The 17,761-nt window shown below is 45.8% G+C and carries 13 protein-coding genes and 1 pseudogene; 6 read left to right on the top strand and 8 right to left on the bottom strand.

From position 1 onward, the window contains the following. The first annotated feature begins 58 nt into the window (after positions 1 to 58). From pcnB to panC, 4 genes are read left to right on the top strand one after another with little or no spacing between them, the layout of a single operon-like run. Positions 59 to 1,423: a polynucleotide adenylyltransferase PcnB gene (gene pcnB, locus KW548_04460; GenBank protein ID QXX07292.1), complete on the top strand. Its 1,365-nt coding sequence runs from the start codon at positions 59 to 61 to the stop codon at positions 1,421 to 1,423. Then, the gene (gene folK / locus KW548_04455; protein ID QXX07291.1) at positions 1,420 to 1,905 is read left to right on the top strand and encodes a 2-amino-4-hydroxy-6-hydroxymethyldihydropteridine diphosphokinase; all 486 of its coding nucleotides are present in this window, start codon (positions 1,420 to 1,422) and stop codon (positions 1,903 to 1,905) included. The genes pcnB and folK overlap by 4 nt, the downstream gene beginning before the upstream one ends. A gap of 23 nt (positions 1,906 to 1,928) precedes the next feature. Further along, positions 1,929 to 2,723: a 3-methyl-2-oxobutanoate hydroxymethyltransferase gene (gene panB / locus KW548_04450; GenBank protein ID QXX07290.1), complete on the top strand. Its 795-nt coding sequence runs from the start codon at positions 1,929 to 1,931 to the stop codon at positions 2,721 to 2,723. Positions 2,724 to 2,734: 11 nt separating this feature from the next. Next, entirely contained in the window at positions 2,735 to 3,637 is a 903-nt protein-coding gene (panC, locus tag KW548_04445; GenBank protein ID QXX07289.1) for a pantoate--beta-alanine ligase, read from the top strand. Between the two features lie 315 nt (positions 3,638 to 3,952). On the opposite strand, the gene KW548_04440 is transcribed toward panC, so the two are convergent. The 3 genes and pseudogenes from KW548_04440 to KW548_04430 form a co-directional block, all read right to left on the bottom strand. After that, a complete protein-coding gene (locus tag KW548_04440) occupies positions 3,953 to 4,723 on the bottom strand; it encodes an ABC transporter permease (GenBank protein QXX07288.1) in 771 nt (256 codons plus the stop codon). Between the two features lies 1 nt (position 4,724). Further along, positions 4,725 to 5,638, bottom strand: a pseudogene (locus KW548_04435) (ABC transporter ATP-binding protein). Positions 5,639 to 5,837: 199 nt separating this feature from the next. Continuing rightward, on the bottom strand, positions 5,838 to 7,508 hold the full coding sequence (locus KW548_04430; GenBank protein ID QXX07287.1) for a SulP family inorganic anion transporter: 1,671 nt from the start codon (positions 7,506 to 7,508) through the stop codon (positions 5,838 to 5,840). A 335-nt stretch (positions 7,509 to 7,843) separates the two neighbouring features. On the opposite strand from KW548_04430, the gene can reads away from it, so the two are divergent. Next, positions 7,844 to 8,503 (top strand): carbonate dehydratase, encoded by a 660-nt coding sequence (gene can, locus KW548_04425; protein ID QXX07286.1) that lies wholly within the window; start codon positions 7,844 to 7,846, stop codon positions 8,501 to 8,503. 58 nt (positions 8,504 to 8,561) lie between these two features. On the opposite strand, the gene hpt is transcribed toward can, so the two are convergent. Next, positions 8,562 to 9,092, bottom strand: coding sequence for a hypoxanthine phosphoribosyltransferase (hpt, locus tag KW548_04420; GenBank protein ID QXX07285.1), 531 nt, complete (start codon positions 9,090 to 9,092; stop codon positions 8,562 to 8,564). Between the two features lie 306 nt (positions 9,093 to 9,398). Here hpt and KW548_04415 point away from each other — a divergent pair, with 306 nt between their 5' ends. Next, complete coding sequence (locus tag KW548_04415) at positions 9,399 to 10,004, top strand: TetR/AcrR family transcriptional regulator (protein QXX07284.1); 606 nt, start codon at positions 9,399 to 9,401, stop codon at positions 10,002 to 10,004. Between the two features lie 118 nt (positions 10,005 to 10,122). Here the strand turns inward: KW548_04415 and lpdA are convergent, their stop codons facing one another. From lpdA to pdhR, 4 genes are all read right to left on the bottom strand, one after another. Next, complete coding sequence (gene lpdA / locus KW548_04410; protein ID QXX07283.1) at positions 10,123 to 11,553, bottom strand: dihydrolipoyl dehydrogenase; 1,431 nt, start codon at positions 11,551 to 11,553, stop codon at positions 10,123 to 10,125. 254 nt (positions 11,554 to 11,807) lie between these two features. Further along, a complete protein-coding gene (gene aceF / locus KW548_04405) occupies positions 11,808 to 13,712 on the bottom strand; it encodes a pyruvate dehydrogenase complex dihydrolipoyllysine-residue acetyltransferase (protein QXX07282.1) in 1,905 nt (634 codons plus the stop codon). A gap of 19 nt (positions 13,713 to 13,731) precedes the next feature. Beyond that, entirely contained in the window at positions 13,732 to 16,395 is a 2,664-nt protein-coding gene (gene aceE, locus KW548_04400) for a pyruvate dehydrogenase (acetyl-transferring), homodimeric type (GenBank protein ID QXX07281.1), read from the bottom strand. A gap of 48 nt (positions 16,396 to 16,443) precedes the next feature. Further along, positions 16,444 to 17,211: a pyruvate dehydrogenase complex transcriptional repressor PdhR gene (pdhR, locus tag KW548_04395; GenBank protein ID QXX07280.1), complete on the bottom strand. Its 768-nt coding sequence runs from the start codon at positions 17,209 to 17,211 to the stop codon at positions 16,444 to 16,446. Positions 17,212 to 17,761 lie beyond the last annotated feature (550 nt).

The raw sequence follows: 17,761 nt of genomic DNA, 5'->3' as shown, positions 1-17,761 counted from the left end.
GGCACATTCAAACGCAGCTCACAACCAAAGAGATCAGCGTGACGAGTCACTAAAGCACATGAATAAAAACGACTATACACCAAGCGAAAAAGAAAATTATCCAGAGCTATCTCTGAACATTATTACTCGCCAAGAGCATAATATCTCTCGCAAACAAATCAGTGACAATGCATTGAAGGTGCTATACCGACTTCATGGTGCAGGCTTTGAGGCCTTCCTAGTCGGTGGTGGCGTACGCGATCTACTACTGGGTCAAAGCCCGAAAGATTTTGATATCGCTACCAATGCCACTCCTGAGCAAATTCGTCAATTGTTTAAAAACTGCCGCTTAATTGGTCGCCGTTTTCGTCTCGCACACATCATGTTTGGCCGCGACATCATCGAGGTAGCGACATTTCGTGGTCACCATCAGGAAACCAGTAAAAACATCTCTCAACAATCCAAAGAAGGGATGCTGTTACGCGACAATGTCTATGGCACCATAGATGAAGATGCTGAGCGGCGTGATTTCACCATCAATGCAATGTATTACAACATCGGTGATTATGCGATTCATGACTATGCTGGCGGTAATGAAGACTTAGAAGACCGATTAGTACGCCTGATTGGCGACCCTGAAACGCGTTATCGTGAAGATCCAGTGCGCATGCTGCGTGCCATTCGTTTTGCCGTAAAGCTCGACTTCGATATCGAAGAAGAAACGGCCGCACCTATAGAAGAAATGTCACCGCTGCTACGTGATATTCCATCGGCACGCCTGTATGAAGAGTCACTGAAGATGCTGCAATCAGGATATGGTCTAGAAACTTATCACCTGATGCGCGAATACAATCTTTTCCAGCAATTGTTCCCTATCATCTCTGCTGATTTCACTGCAGACTACGCTTCCAAAACAGAACAGATGCTTGACTTAGTTCTTGATTCAACCGATCAACGCATAGAAGAAGGCAAACGTATCAACCCTGCATTTATGTTCGCTGCTATGTTGTGGTATCCGTTGCAGGTTCGTGCTGCCCTACTGATGGAAAAGCGCAAACTGCCTTACTACGACGCTATCATGGAAGCGAGCAACTACATTCTTGATGATCAGGTTCGTACTATTGCCATACCACGCCGCCATACCGCCACTATTCGAGAAATTTGGCAGTTACAACTGCGCATGCCACGCCGAAATGGCAAACGCGCCTTCCGCTTGATGGAATTGAATAAGTTCAGAGCGGGGTATGACTTCCTCGAAATGCGAGGAGAGATTGAAGGTGGTGAAACTGAACAGCTAGCAAAATGGTGGGAAACCTTCCAAAACGCTGGACGTAACATGCGCCAAGCCATGGTTGCCGATCTCGATGTTGATTCGCCTGAGCCAAGCAAGAAGCGACGTCGCAAGCCATTTCGTAAGAAAAAGAGCAAGGCTCAATCATCATGATCACGGCATACATTGCTGTCGGCAGTAATCTTGCCGATCCTGTGACTCAAGCAGAAAGTGCGATTGAAGCTCTAAAAAAGCTACCAAGATCAGAGTTTTGTCGGACTTCTATGCTGTACAGTAGCACTCCGATGGGACCACAAAACCAGCCGGATTACATTAATGCGGTGGTAGAGATCCACACTGAATTAACGCCACTTGAACTACTTGATTGCACACAGGCGATCGAGCAAGAGCAAGGGCGTGTCCGTAAGAACGAGCGTTGGGGGCCAAGAACCCTCGACTTAGACATCGTTCTTTATGGCAATGAGGTGATTGATTCCGAGCGCCTGACAGTTCCTCATTATGGGATGAAGGAGCGCGAGTTCGTGCTTTATCCGCTCGCAGAAATCGCACCAAATTTAACCCTCCCATGTGGGACCAGACTGGAAGAACTACTCAATGTAGTCAAGCAAAACGGTCTGCGTACTTGGCAATCATAGCCAACTCCTTAAAAGGAAAAATCATGAAAAAAATTACCATAAACGACCTGATGAAATGGAAGCAGGAAGGTCGTAAATTCGCGACTTCCACCGCGTACGACGCCAGCTTTGCTCAGCTATTTGAAAGTGCGGAGATGCCAGTACTGTTAGTTGGTGACTCACTGGGAATGGTGTTGCAAGGTACACGCGATACGTTACCTGTTACGGTAGAAGAAATTGCTTATCATACACGTTGTGTACGTGCAGGTAGCCCTAATTGTTTGTTAATGGCCGATATGCCATTCATGAGCTATGCCACTCCAGAGCAAGCTTGTGACAGCGCCGCAAAGCTCATGCGCGCAGGCGCAAACATGGTAAAAATTGAAGGTGGCGATTGGCTAGTCGATACCGTAAGAATGCTGACAGAACGCGCGGTCCCTGTGTGCGCTCACCTTGGTCTCACACCTCAATCAGTGAACATTTTTGGTGGCTTCAAAGTCCAAGGTCGCGATCAAGATAAAGCAGATCGAATGGTTCGTGATGCGCTAGCGCTTCAAGACGCAGGTGCACAAATCATTCTATTGGAATGTGTTCCAAGCGAGCTTGCCGCTCGCATTACAGAAGTATGCGATGTCCCTGTTATTGGCATTGGCGCGGGTAATACGACCGATGGTCAGATCCTAGTGATGCACGATATGTTTGGTATTTCAGCCAATTACATGCCGAAGTTCTCAAAGGACTTCCTTGCTGAAACAGGTGACATGCGTAAAGCTGTTGCTATGTACAAAGACGAAGTTGAAAGTGGTGCCTTCCCAGGTGAAGCCCACACCATTGCGTAAGGATTTGACTGATGCAAACTTTTGCTGAAATTGCCGCTCTCCGTGAGCAGCTCAAACCGTATAAGCGTGATGGTCGCAGAATCGCCTTTGTTCCAACGATGGGTAACCTCCATGAAGGCCACCTCACTCTGGTTCGTAAAGCGCGCGAGCACGCTGACATTGTTGTGGTGAGTATTTTTGTTAACCCAATGCAGTTTGAACGCAGCGATGACCTCAACAATTACCCAAGAACTTTAGAAGACGATCTCACTAAGTTAGGTGCCGAAAGTGTAGATTTCGTTTTCACCCCGACCCAAGAAATCATCTACCCTGAAGGTCTGGATAAACACAGTTCAATTGAGGTTCCTAGTTTATCAAACATCCTGGAAGGAGCTTCTCGTCCCGGTCATTTTCGTGGTGTTGCGACTGTCGTCACTAAACTATTTAACATCGTTCAGCCAGATGTTGCTTGCTTCGGTGAAAAAGATTTCCAACAGCTCGCCGTGATTCGCAAAATGGCTGAAGATTTAGCCATGGACATAGAGATCGTAGGCGTGGCCACTGTTCGTGAAATGGATGGTCTGGCGATGAGCTCACGCAACGGCCTACTGACGATTGATGAACGACAGCGTGCCCCTGTTTTGGCTCGCACAATGCGTTGGATCAGCAGTGCTATGCGAGGCGGACGCGATGACTACGCATCTGTGATTGAAGATGCGAATGATCAGCTACGCGCAGCAGGCCTGCAGCCTGATGAGATCTTTATTCGCGATGCCCGCACCCTGCAAGGGATCACTGCCGATACCACTCAAGCTGTGATTCTAATGTCTGCTTTCTTAGGTAAAGCTCGCCTGATCGATAACCAAGTTGTCGAAATGGTGGTTGAATCAAAAGAAGAAGAAACCGCTGAAGCGCCTTCGGAAAGCGCTGAATAGCGAGAAGCGAGAAGCGAGAAGCGAGAAGCGAGAAGCGAGAAGCGAGAAGCGAGAAGCGAGAAGCGAGAAGCGAGAAAAGTTTGAAGGGTTGATATGAGAGTATCAACCCTTTTTGTTTTTATGGTCATCCTCAAGAGTAAGGAACGAACGAGTTGGGGATCTCATCAAGCTACCGACTCGATGTAAGAGATTCCCTACTCCTTCCTTCGTCAGTCTAGGGAATGACAATTAATCCCGAAGGGCGAAGCCCGCTCCCGTTTCCAAAAGCGAAGCGCTCCCGCTCTCCATAGGACGAAGTCCGTTCCCAGCAAACTGCTAGCTACGCAATCCTATCCCACGAGTCACTAGGTAATGGGCTACGGTATACAAAGCAACGACAAACACACCCAGAACACCGAATGACGTCATAATACCCACGTCCGATACCCCGAGAAAGCCGTATCTGAACGCATTAACCATATAGACGATGGGGTTTATTTTCGACACACCTTGCCAAAATTCAGGTAGCAGACTTATTGAGTAAAACACACCACCCAGATAAGTCAGTGGCGTCAGGACAAATGTCGGAATAATAGAGATATCATCATAAGTCTTCGCATAAACTGCATTGATTAAGCCGCCTAGTGAGAACACAACTGAAGTCATGAATACCGTTGCGAATATAATTCCCCAGTGATCAACTTGCAGGTCAACAAAGAATAGTGAAACAAAAGTCACAATAATTCCGACCAGTAAGCCCCGTACCACTCCTCCCATTACAAAGCCAAGAATAATGACATAGTTTGGTACAGGAGCTACGAGCAGTTCTTCAATGTTTTTCTGAAATTTAGCACTGAAAAATGATGACGCGACATTTGAATAAGAGTTAGTGATAACCGACATCATGATAAGACCAGGCACTATATATTCCATATAGCTGAAGCCATTCATTTCTCCAATTCTTGAACCTATCAGGCTACCAAAAATAATGAAATACAACGTCATTGTGATGGCTGGTGGAACCAAAGTCTGAACCCAAATGCGAGTAAAGCGATTAACTTCTTTCGTCAGCAAACTGCGAAAGGCCGTCCAATATAGGCGATACATATTACTGACCTCCCTCACGGACAATATTGACAAACAGCTCTTCCAATCGGTTTGCTTTATTGCGCATCGACAACACCTTTACTCCCAGCTCTGTTAGCTGACTGAAAATACTATTGAGCCCCTGAGTTTTCTCAATTTCAATCTCGAGCGAACCATTAACCACACTTTGACTGTTTACACCTTTCAACAGAGGGACCTCGACGCCTTCCTCTAAATCAAAAATAAAGGTTTCTACATGCAGCTTACCGAGTAGGTGTTTCATCGTGGTGTTTTCTATTAACTCACCTTTGCTGATGATACCTATGTTACGACATAGCATTTCAGCTTCTTCAAGGTAATGGGTCGTCAAAATGATCGTGATACCTTCTTGGTTAATCTCTTTAAGAAACTCCCACATAGAACGGCGCAGTTCAATATCGACGCCTGCCGTCGGTTCATCCAGAATCAATAACTTAGGCTCATGGACTAAGGCGCGGGCAATCATCAGACGACGTTTCATTCCTCCAGATAAGTTTCGTGCGCGTTCGTTACGTTTTTCCCACAAATCAAGCTTGGTTAAATACTTTTCGGCCCTTTGCTTCGCTAAAGGGCGTGACACCCCATAGTATCCAGCCTGTTGCAAAACAATTTGCTCAACGGTTTCAAATTGATTGAAGTTAAACTCCTGCGGGACTAAACCTAGGTGTTGCTTAGCCAGCTCCAGATCTTTGTCAGTGTCATAACCAAATACTCTAACCTTGCCAGAAGTCTTATTGACCAGAGAGGAGATCACACCAATAGTCGTCGACTTACCGGCACCGTTAGGCCCCAATAAGGCATAAAAGTCGCCTTTGGCGACATTGAGGCTAATACCCTTCAGCGCCTCAAATCCCCCGCATAGGTTTTGCGAAGTTGTTCAATTTCTAATGCATACATAGTTTTCAGTGTAATTGTTGGTTTGTGCGGATGTGGGTAACGTGCGTATGCCGTTAGAGAGCCACGAGTGTAATTCAGTTTATCGTTGAATAACGATGAATACAATTGCACGATTCGATTTATTTGGAAATATGAAATGCTGTAACCCTACTGCAAAAACGCCGCTGAGAGTCAGCGGCGTGAGTAGGTATTTGTCAGTCTAAACCGCTTGGAACTGATGCTCATCACTCTCGACATGCTTCAACGCCGCTTTGAGCGCCTCGTAACGAAATTTATATGTATTTTCTTGAGGTACTAAATCAATAACATGGAATTTTTCCAATTGTTGGCGGGTGCTTTCATTCGGGCACAACAGATAAACTTGGCAATTCGCGTCAAGAGCATCTTTAATCGCATTTTCTAGCGCGAGCCCGACCGTCACATCAATCATAGGCACGTCCGTCAGGTCTAGGATCATCACCTCGTAATCAGAAATACTGCTGTGCTGGCGTGAGATGGCTTTCGAAACACTAAAAATCATCGGCCCAGACAAATAGAAAAACAGTACTTTGTCATTGGCTCTATCTAACAGAGCTCTTTCACTGTCTGTCAAAGGAACATCATTTTCATCCGCATCACTGATGGCTTTGACCTGTCGAGCTTGTTCACGACTCAAACGTTCAATAATGATGATATTAGAAATGAAAACGCCAAGTCCCACAGCCACGATAAGATCCACAAACACTGTCAACAACATGACACCATACATGACCGCCATCCCCGCAAAGCTCACTTTATGCGCTCGTTGGATGAAGCTCCAGTCAAGTATATTGAAGCCAACGTACACCGCTATACCCGCCAATACCGCCATAGGAATAGGCTCGGTCAAACCTCCAGCGACCAACACCACTAAAGCGAGCATTAAAGCACGGATCACCCCAGATAGTGGTGAACGAGCCCCTACCTGAATATTTGTCACGGTCCCCATCGTAGCACCAGCCCCCGGCAGTGCACCAAAAAGACCTGAGACCATGTTCGCTAAGCCTTGACCGCGAAGTTCTTTATCTGAGTTGTGTTCTTTGCGAGTCAGTGAGTCGCCAATGACAGCAGTCAGCAGTGTATCGATACACCCCAGTGTTCCCAATACCAGCGCATCGATGACCATCTCGGTGAACATAGAAGAATCAATGTGCGGAATCACTAGAGATGGCAAGCCCGCTGGAATTTCACCAATACGACGAATATCTTCAGTGTCAAACACAACGATAGATAAGAGGGTAACGGCAATTAATGCCACTAGCTGAGCGGGTACGTATTTACGGTATTTTTTGGGAAAGAAAAACAAAATTCCCAGTGTCAGGAGACCGAGAAATAGCTCACTGAACTTCATATTGGCAACCGTTTCAGGGAAAGCGGATAAGGTGCCTAATACTCCGCCAGAAGGAGCGGCATGACCAAGCAGTGGCGACAACTGAAGAATAATCAAGATGACACCTATCCCTGACATAAAGCCAGAAATCACACTGTACGGCATCAAGGTAACATACTTTCCGAGCTTCAATGTTCCTAGTAAGATCTGAAAAGCACCGGCCATCATCACAACCGTAAAAGTCATCGCCATGCCAGTCTCGGGGTATTTAGCCATCATACTAGTAAGCACAGCGGTCATAATCACTGTCATTGGGCCTGTAGGCTCTGAAATCAGTGAGTTTGAACCACCAAATAGAGAAGCAAATAAACCGACCAAGATCGCGCCCCAAAGTCCGGCTTCAGCACCAGCTCCCGAAGCGACCCCAAAAGCTAGCGCTAATGGTAACGAAATAATAGCGGTGGTCACTCCACCAAAGGCATCACCTTTCAGATTAATATCTTCAAAACGATTTCCAAACACAATCCAGCTCCACTGCTTAATTAATGCGATTTTGATACTCGAAGAGGTAATGAGTCGTGAATACCCTCATTAAAAATAATAAATTAGACTAAATTTGCTGACATCTTCGTTGATATACCAACTAAAAAGCAACTTTAGCAAATATACCTAACTCGCGTTAGTACGATCACAGCCCCATCAAACACACTATATAACTCTTTGTTAGATTCACTACTAAGTTTATGATTTTTAGCGATGAAACACGTCAGATGAGTGCTTTTTTACACAGTTTTGACAGGAATGAAATTGTAACATTGTGTATAGTAGCGAAAGAAATGTTTAGGATTGATTGTAAGATGCCGGAAATTAAACAGCTTTTTGAAAACAACTCAAAGTGGTCTGAATCCATTAAGGCTGAACGACCAGAGTACTTTGCAAAACTTGAAGAAGGCCAGAACCCTGGGTTCCTTTGGATCGGTTGCTCTGACAGCCGAGTGCCTGCCGAGCGCCTTACTGGACTGTATTCAGGCGAACTATTCGTTCATCGCAATGTTGCTAATCAGGTTATCCATACGGACCTTAATTGCTTATCAGTTGTCCAGTATGCTGTAGAAGTTCTGAAAGTGAAACACATCATCGTTTGTGGCCATTATGGCTGTGGTGGTGTTAACGCTGCTATTGATAACCCCCAATTGGGACTAATCAATAACTGGTTACTCCACATTCGCGATAATTACCTCAAATATAAGACGCAAATCGAATCGTTACCACGTGCCCAATGGGGCAACAAGCTATGCGAAATCAATGTCGCAGAGCAAGTTTATAACCTAGGTCACTCAACAATACTGCAAGGTGCATGGGAAAGAGGCCAAGAGGTTGAGATTCATGGCTTCGTCTACGGTATTGGCAATGGCAAACTGCAAGATTTAGGTGTTCGCTGCTCAAGCCGAGAAACGTTAGAAAGTCGCCATCAAGAGGCATTGGATAAGATTTTAACTTCTCCTGTACTCGGCTAAACAACAAAAGACCCGCGAAATAGCGGGTCTTTTTACATTTGTCTAAGGAAAAACGTGGCTATTCTTGAGGAACCACTTTACCAATGTAAGGAAGGTGACGATACTTCTGCGCGTAATCAATACCCACCCCAACAACAAACTCATCGGGAATAGCAAACCCAATCCAATCAACCGGAACTTCAACTTCACGGCGTGACGGCTTATCGAGCAAAGTGCAGATAGCGATAGATTTGGGTTCACGCAAAGAAAGGATCTCTTTGATTTTATTCAGTGTATTGCCCGTATCAATAATATCTTCAATGATTAGAACATCTTTACCTTTAATATCATCATCCAGATCTTTAAGAATGCGAACATCGCGAGAGCTTTCCATCGTGTTGCCGTAACTAGAAGCCGTCATGAAATCTACTTGATGCGTTAGTTCAATCTTTCGAGCCAAGTCTGCCATAAAGACAAATGAGCCACGTAACAAACCAACCAGTACTAAATCTTCGCTGCCTTGATAGTGAAGGGTAATGGCTTTACCCAGTTCACTTACGCGTTCCTGAACCTCTTGCTCAGAAATCATTACTTCTACTGTATGTTTCATACCAATCTCGTTCTCTGCATTAACGATAGTTCACTAAACATTAGTTTAGATACCGTCAGATGATCTTAAGCACGTAGTTTATCACCACTATGTAGCAGGAGAAACGTTTGCTTGATTAAAGGCTGCAATAAACATATGCAACTACATGATCAGAAGCACGGTATTAATAAAAATGATTATTAAATAAACTGAAATCGTTGACCTAATTCATATGCACCATTACACTCATTACTGCGAAAGCAATAATAAAATACTAATTAGGGCAAAAGCCCACATATACAACTCAATTGGCAAGGAAATATAACTATGGATTCTATAGCTAAGAGACCGCGTACGCGTCTTTCACCACAAAAACGTAAACAACAGCTGATGGAAATCGCACTAGAGGTGTTTGCAAGACGTGGTATTGGACGTGGTGGTCACGCTGACATCGCAGAAATCGCACAGGTTTCTGTTGCAACTGTGTTTAACTACTTCCCAACCCGAGAAGATCTGGTTGATGATGTACTTAACTACGTAGTTCGTCAGTTCTCAAACTTCCTATCAGATAATATCGATCTTGATATTCATGCAAAAGAAAACCTACGTAACCTGACTTCGGCAATGGTTGATCTTGTTGTCAATGACTGTCACTGGTTGAAAGTTTGGTTTGAGTGGAGTGCATCGACTCGTGACGAAGTATGGCCATTGTTTGTGACAACAAACCGTACTAATCAATTGTTGGTCCAAAACATGTTTGTCAAAGCCATCGAGCGTGGTGAAGTGTGCGATGATCATGACCCAGCAGACCTAGCGACGCTATTCCACGGCATCTGCTACTCACTGTTTGTGCAGGCTAACCGTACTCAAGATGATGAGTCTGTAAACCGCCTGACACAAAGCTACCTAGATATGCTTTGCATCTACAAGTAGATTAACCAGTCTCATTGTAAAGCCGGGGTTTCACCCGGCTTTTTTATGTCTGCAAACACCCTAAAATAAAAAAGCCGCTGAGTAATCAGCGGCTTTTGTTATTCAGTCTTCAGAGAAATTATTTTTTCTTTTTAACTGCTTTTTTGTTTGGAAGGTCAGTGATAGAACCTTCGAATACTTCAGCAGCTAGGCCGACAGACTCATGTAGAGTTGGGTGAGCGTGGATAGTCAGCGCGATATCTTCTGCATCACAACCCATCTCGATAGCTAGACCGATTTCACCAAGTAGTTCACCACCGTTAGTACCAACGATCGCACCACCAATAACACGGTGAGTCTCTTTGTCGAAGATAAGCTTAGTCATACCGTCTGCGCAGTCAGAGGCGATGGCACGACCTGATGCAGCCCAAGGGAAAGTTGCCACTTCGTACTTGATGCCTTCTTCCTTCGCTTCTTTCTCCGTTTTACCAACCCACGCCACTTCTGGCTCAGTGTAAGCAATTGAAGGAATAACTTTAGGATCGAAGTAATGTTTCTTGCCAGCAATGACTTCAGCGGCTACATGGCCTTCATGCACACCTTTGTGCGCCAGCATTGGTTGACCAACGATATCACCGATCGCAAAGATATGAGGTACGTTTGTACGAAGCTGCTTGTCTACATTGATAAAACCACGCTCATCAATTTCTAGACCTGCTTTCTCACCATCGATAAGTTTACCATTTGGTACACGGCCGATAGCCACTAGAACGGCATCATAGCGCTCTGCATCAGCAGGTGCTTTCTTGCCTTCCATTGATACATAAATACCGTCTTCTTTTGCTTCAACTGCTGTCACTTTCGTTTCTAGCATTAGGTTGAACTTGTCTTTCACACGCTTAGTGTAAACTTTAACGATATCTTTATCTGCCGCAGGAATAACCTGATCAAACATCTCAACAACGTCAACTTTAGAACCTAGAGACTGGTACACCGTTCCCATTTCTAGACCGATGATACCACCGCCCATGATGAGTAGTTTTTCAGGAACTTCTTTCAGTTCGAGTGCGTCAGTAGAATCCCAAATTCGTGGATCTTCATGTGGGATGAATGGCAGTTTGATAGGGCGAGAACCAGCAGCAACAATCGCGTTATCAAAGTTTACTGTTGTTGCCTCACCTTCTCCTTCAACAAGGATAGAGTTAGGACCAGTAAATTTACCGTAACCATTAACAACCGTCACGTTACGCATCTTAGCCATACCGCTAAGACCGCCAGTCAGTTGATTAACAACCTTCTCTTTCCAGATACGAATTTTGCTGATGTCAGTTTGCGGCTCACCGAACACAACACCGTGATCTGCCATAGCTTTGGCTTCTTCAATAACTTTAGATACGTGAAGAAGTGCTTTGGATGGGATACAACCCACGTTTAGACATACACCGCCAAGAGTGCTATAGCGCTCGATTAGTACAGTTTCAAGACCTAAGTCTGCACAACGGAAGGCAGCGGAGTAACCAGCAGGACCAGAACCAAGTACAACAACTTGGGCTTTAATTTCTTTGCTCATTTTGACCTCTTGTAGTCATTATCCCTAACAGGCTGAGTGGGTATTGATTCTTATGTTTAAGAGTGGTTAGTTTTAAACAATTGTTTTCAGACCGCCAACAGTTTACAGAGATGTTAATGGTGTGAAAAGCAATTCCATTTAGCCTGTGAGCTAGCCAACAATTAAGTAAGGAAAACGTTCCCTTGACTCATTGTCAGATGTTTCTATTAACAGAGGCGGCTAAAAAAGGCCGCCTCTCAATCATCTCAATTCAATTAAAGAACCAGACGACGGATATCTGATAGCGCTGCGTTCAAGAACGTGATGAAGCGAGCACCTTCAGCACCATCAATCACACGGTGATCGTACGATAGAGATAGTGGAAGCTGTAGACGTGGTTCGAACTCTTTACCGTTCCACACTGGCTTCATTTCAGACTTAGACACACCTAGGATACCAACTTCTGGAGCATTTACGATTGGTGTAAACGCAGTACCACCAATACCACCAAGGCTAGAGATTGTGAAACAACCACCTTGCATATCACCAGCAGTTAGCTTACCTGCACGCGCTTTCTTAGAAATAGCCATTAGCTCTTCAGATAGCTCGTAGATGCCTTTCTTGTTCACATCTTTAAAGACAGGAACAACTAGGCCGTTAGGCGTATCGACTGCGATACCGATGTTGACATATTTCTTCAGAATGATGCTTTCGCCATCTTCGGATAGAGAAGAGTTGAACGCTGGGAATGCTTCTAGCGCTTTCGCTGCTGCTTTCATGATGAACACAAGTGGTGTGATCTTCATACCAGTGTCTTTCTTCGCTTCGATAGCGTTCTGCTCTTTACGGAATGCTTCTAGCTCAGTGATATCAGCGTTGTCCCACTGTGTAACGTGAGGGATCATTACCCAGTTACGGTGTAGGTTTGCACCCGAGATCTTCTTGATCTTAGAAAGCTTCTGAACTTCAGTTTCACCAAACTTGCTGAAGTCAACTTTCGGCCAAGGCAGTAGACCAAGCGCTGCGCCGTCGCCTTTACCAGATGCCGCTGCACCTGCGCCAGACTCAAGACGCTTAAGTGCATCTTTAACGTAAGACTGTACGTCTTCTTTTAGGATACGGCTCTTACGACCAGTACCTTTAACTTTAGAAAGGTTAACGCCAAACTCGCGAGCTAGACGACGAACAACTGGAGATGCGTGTGCGTACTCGTTGTTCTCTTGGAAATCGCCAGTCGTTGCTGGAGCTGCTGCCGCTGGTGCTTCAGCTTTAGGCACTGACGCTGCAGGTGCCGCCGCTTGAGCTGGAGCCGCGGCAGGAGCAGGTGCTGCACCCGCTACTTCGAAGACCATGATTAGCGAGCCAGTAGACACTTTGTCGCCTGTTGCAATCTTGATTTCTTTAACTGTACCAGCAAATGGAGCAGGAACTTCCATTGAAGCTTTGTCGCCTTCAACAGTGATTAGAGATTGCTCTTCTTCCACTGTATCGCCAACGGCAACCATGATCTCAGTGACTTCAACTTCGTCACCGCCGATATCAGGAACGTTCACTTCTTTAGCTGCAGATGCAACCGGAGCTGCCGCTGGCGCTTCTACTGCTGTAGGAGCCGCTGCTGCGCCTGAACCTGCTACCGGAGCGCCGGCCGTTTCGAATACCATGATTAGTGAGCCAGTCGTTACTTTATCGCCTGCTGCTACTTTGATTTCTTTTAGAGTACCAGCGAATGGTGCTGGTACTTCCATAGAAGCTTTGTCGCCTTCAACTGTTAGAAGAGATTGCTCTTCTTCGATGCTGTCGCCAACTGCAACCATGATTTCAGTGACTTCAACTTCATCGCCACCGATATCTGGTACGTGAACTTCTTTAAGCTCTGCCGCTGCTGGAGCTGGAGCTGCTTCTGCCGCAGGAGCAGGCGCAGCGTCAGCTGCACCCTCGGCTTCGACATTCTCTTCAACGAATAGCATGATTAGAGAACCAGTAGAAACAGAGTCGCCTTCAGCAACTTTGATTTCTTTAACGATACCCGCTTGAGATGCAGGAACTTCCATAGAAGCTTTATCGCCTTCAACTGTGATAAGAGACTGCTCTTCTTCAACCTTGTCGCCAACGCTTACAAGAATTTCAGTAACTTCAACCTCATCCGCACCGATGTCTGGTACATTAATTTCGATTGCCATTTCTTATTTACCTTCTCAATTAAGCGTATAGCGGGTTAGTTTTTTCTGTGTCGATGTCGAACTTAGCAATCGCTTCAATGACTACTGACTTCTCAACATCACCACGCTTAGCCAGTTCACTTAGCGCTGCTACAACAACGTAACCTGCGTTCACTTCGAAGTGACGACGTAGGTTTTCGCGGCTGTCTGAACGACCAAAGCCATCAGTACCCAGTACTTTATAAGACTCAGAAGGCATGAACGCACGAACTTGTTCTGCGTAGTTCTTCATGTAGTCAGTCGCTGCGATTGCTGGCTCACTGCCCATCACTTGTGTGATGTAAGGCACTTTTGTGTCAGCTTCTGGGTGTAGCATGTTGTCACGCTCTACCGCTTGGCCGTCGCGAGTCAGTTCGTTGAATGACGTTACAGAGAACACGTCAGACGCGATGCCGTACTCTTCGCTTAGGATAGTCGCTGCTTTACGTACTTCGTTCATGATAGTACCAGAGCCCATTAGCTGAACTTTAGACTTGTCACCTGCGTAAGACTCAAGCTTGTAAATACCCTTACGAATGCCTTCTTCAGCGCCTTCTGGCATGGCTGGCATTGCGTAGTTTTCGTTCATTACCGTTAGGTAGTAGAACACGTTCTCTTGGTTCTCACCGTACATGCGACGGATACCGTCTTGCATGATTACCGCAACTTCATACGCGAATGTTGGGTCGTAAGAGATACAGTTAGGAACTGTGTTCGCCATGATGTGTGAGTGACCGTCTTCGTGCTGTAGACCTTCACCGTTTAGCGTTGTACGACCAGCAGTAGCACCTAGTAGGAAACCACGAGCTTGTTGGTCACCCGCCATCCATGCCATATCGCCTACACGTTGGAAACCAAACATTGAGTAGTAGATGTAGAATGGAATCATTGGCAGGTCATTGGTGCTGTAAGATGTCGCAGCAGCAACCCAAGAAGCCATTGAGCCTAGCTCGTTGATACCTTCTTGTAGAACCTGACCAGATGTCGCTTCTTTGTAGTAAGAAACGATGCCTTTATCTTCTGGCGTGTATTCCTGACCGTGCGGGTTGTAGATACCGATCTGACGGAATAGACCTTCCATACCAAACGTACGTGCTTCGTCACAGATGATAGGAACGATGTTCTTACCAATGTTCTTGTTCTTAAGCAGGATGTTAAGCGTACGTACATAAGCCATCGTTGTTGAAATGTCACGCTTTTGCTCACTTAGTAGCGGCGCGAATTCTTCTAGCTCAGGTACTTTGAATTCTTGAGTAAAGTTAGGTAAACGCTGTGGCGTGTAACCTTTTAGTTCTTTACGACGAGCGTGTAGGTATTCGTATTCCGCAGAACCTTCTTCAAGTTTCAGGTACGGAAGCTCTTTAACCGCTTCGTCAGTTAAGATGTCTTGAAGACCTAGACGATCACGTAGGTGTAGTACGTGAGTCATGTCCATCTTCTTAACTTGGTGCGCGATGTTCTTACCTTCAGCCGCTTCACCCATACCGTAACCTTTAACAGTCTTAGCTAGGATTACTGTTGGACGACCTTTAGTCTCTGCCGCGTTTTTGTATGCTGCGTACAGTTTAGAAGACTCGTGACCACCACGCTTAAGTGCGAAGATTTCGTCGTCTGTCATGTCTGCAACGAGTGCAGCTGTCTCTGGGTATTTACCAAAGAAGTGCTCACGTACGTATGCGCCATCTTTAGATTTAAATGTTTGGTAGTCACCGTCTACAGTTTCGTTCATTAGCTGTAGAAGCTTGCCAGACGTGTCTTTCGCAAGTAGTGCATCCCAGTTGCTACCCCAGATAACTTTAACAACGTTCCAACCAGCACCTTTGAATAGGCCTTCTAGCTCTTGGATGATGCTACCGTTACCCATTACAGGGCCGTCTAGACGCTGTAGGTTACAGTTAACTAGGAAACATAGGTTGTCTAGTTTCTCACGCGCAGCGAAAGACAGTGAACCACGTGATTCTGGCTCATCCATCTCACCGTCACCTAGGAACGCGTATACACGTTGAGCTGTCGTATCTTTCAGACCACGACCGTCAAGGTACTTGAGGAAACGCGCTTGGTAGATCGCAGAGATTGGGCCTAGACCCATAGATACCGTTGGGAACTGCCAGAACTCAGGCATCAGTTTAGGGTGCGGGTATGATGGGATACCTTTGCCGTCTACTTCTTGACGGAAGTTGTCTAGCTGCTCTTCAGTTAGACGACCTTCAACGAATGCACGAGAGTAGATACCTGGTGAGATGTGACCTTGGTAGTACACTAGATCGCCACCGTCCGTCTCATTTGGAGCGCGGAAGAAGTGGTTGAAACATACTTCGTAGAATGCAGCAGAAGACTGGAAAGACGCCATGTGGCCGCCTAGCTCTAGGTCTTTCTTAGATGCACGTAGAACGATCATGATTGCGTTCCAGCGGATGATGGAACGAATACGGCGCTCAAGTGTTGTGTCACCTGGGTAAGCTGGTTCTTGATCTGCAGGAATCGTGTTGATGTAGTTGGTTGTGATTCCAGTTGGCATGTCAACACCGTCTAGACGTGCTTTGTCCAGAACTTGCTCTAGTAGGAACTGAGCACGCTCTACACCTTCTTCACGTACAACTGACTCAAGGGCTTGTAGCCATTCTTGAGTTTCCAGTGCGTCTACGTCATGCTTCATATCAGACATGGCGATCTATCCTTCTGTTGGTTGGATCTACTTATTTAAGTAACGCTCTTACGAGTCGTTACCCTGCTGAATTCGACGCAAAGATCGCTCACGGCGAGACTCTTCACGACTCAAATCCAACAATGTTTCTTCAATATAAGCTAAGTGTGAGTGCGACATTTCACGCGCCTTTTCTGGCTGACCAGAAACAATCGCATCAACGATATTAGCTCGGTGTTTACTTACTTTTTCCACCACTTCATCGCGGCGATGTAAGAGCTTAAGATTCTGAAGGACGTTTTGCTCCAGCAAAGGGGCCAAACTGCGAACGATATGAAGCAGGACAACGTTGTGCGCCGCTTCAGTCAAAGCGATCAGAAACTGCATAACTGCAGCCGCTTCTGCTTCAACATTTTTCTTCGTTTGCTCTTCGCTGATGTTTTTCAGGCAAGCCTGAATACGGGCAAAGTCCTCATCGGTGCCACGAACTGCTGCAAAATAAGCAGAAATACCTTCCATCGCATGGCGCGTTTCCAGTAAATCGAGCTGTGTTTCCGAATGGCTAGACAATAAATTTAGCAGAGGATCGGAAAAACTCGTCCAGATATTCTCGCTAACAAATGTGCCACCACCCTGGCGACGAGTAAGAAGACGTTTAGCTTCGAGGCGTTGAATTGCTTCACGGATTGAAGGACGAGACACATCAAACTGCTTTGCCAGTTCGCGCTCTGGTGGCAACTGCTGCCCCGGAGACAATGTTCCTTCCACAATCAGCCGTTCTAACTCTTGTTCAATTACATCAGAGAGTTTTGGCTGACGAATCCTTTGATAAGCCATAGTTGTTGTTCTTCTACTCTTTGCAGTCAATTGGTATTACCAATTTTAAGTTGGCGACGAAATTAACATAATTAAAACGCAAGTTCCAGTCAAAAATTGACCCAAATCATAGAACAAGCCATGCATCAACACTTTGATAACATTAGCTGATTAAAACAGCAATCAAATTGGTCTGACCAATTACAAAATATAAACAGATGGGAATAAGCCGTGCTAGCAAACACACTTTAATTGGTCAGTTTTAAAGGAATATGAACAGAATATGTTGTAACGAGATGGGAAGTTGCAGGATGTGGGATGCGGGATGCGGGATGCGGGATGCGGGATGCGGGATGCGGGATGCGGGATGCGGGATGCGGGATGCGGGATGCGGGATGCGGGATGCGGGATGCGGGATGCGGGATGCGGGATGCGGGATGCGGGATGCGGGATGCGGGATGCGGGATGCGGGATGCGGGATAATTATATCCCTTTAGTAAAAGGTGCCGTCAACCTCTTCCGATAAATCTACAACACCTTACTCTCAAAGGATAAAGTCCGTCCCCGCTTC

It is taken from the genome of Vibrio neptunius, from assembly GCA_019339365.1.
GTDB lineage: Bacteria > Pseudomonadota > Gammaproteobacteria > Enterobacterales > Vibrionaceae > Vibrio > Vibrio neptunius.
The sequence above is the reverse complement of the archived record's forward strand: the minus strand, read 5'-3'. Positions and strand labels throughout refer to the sequence as shown.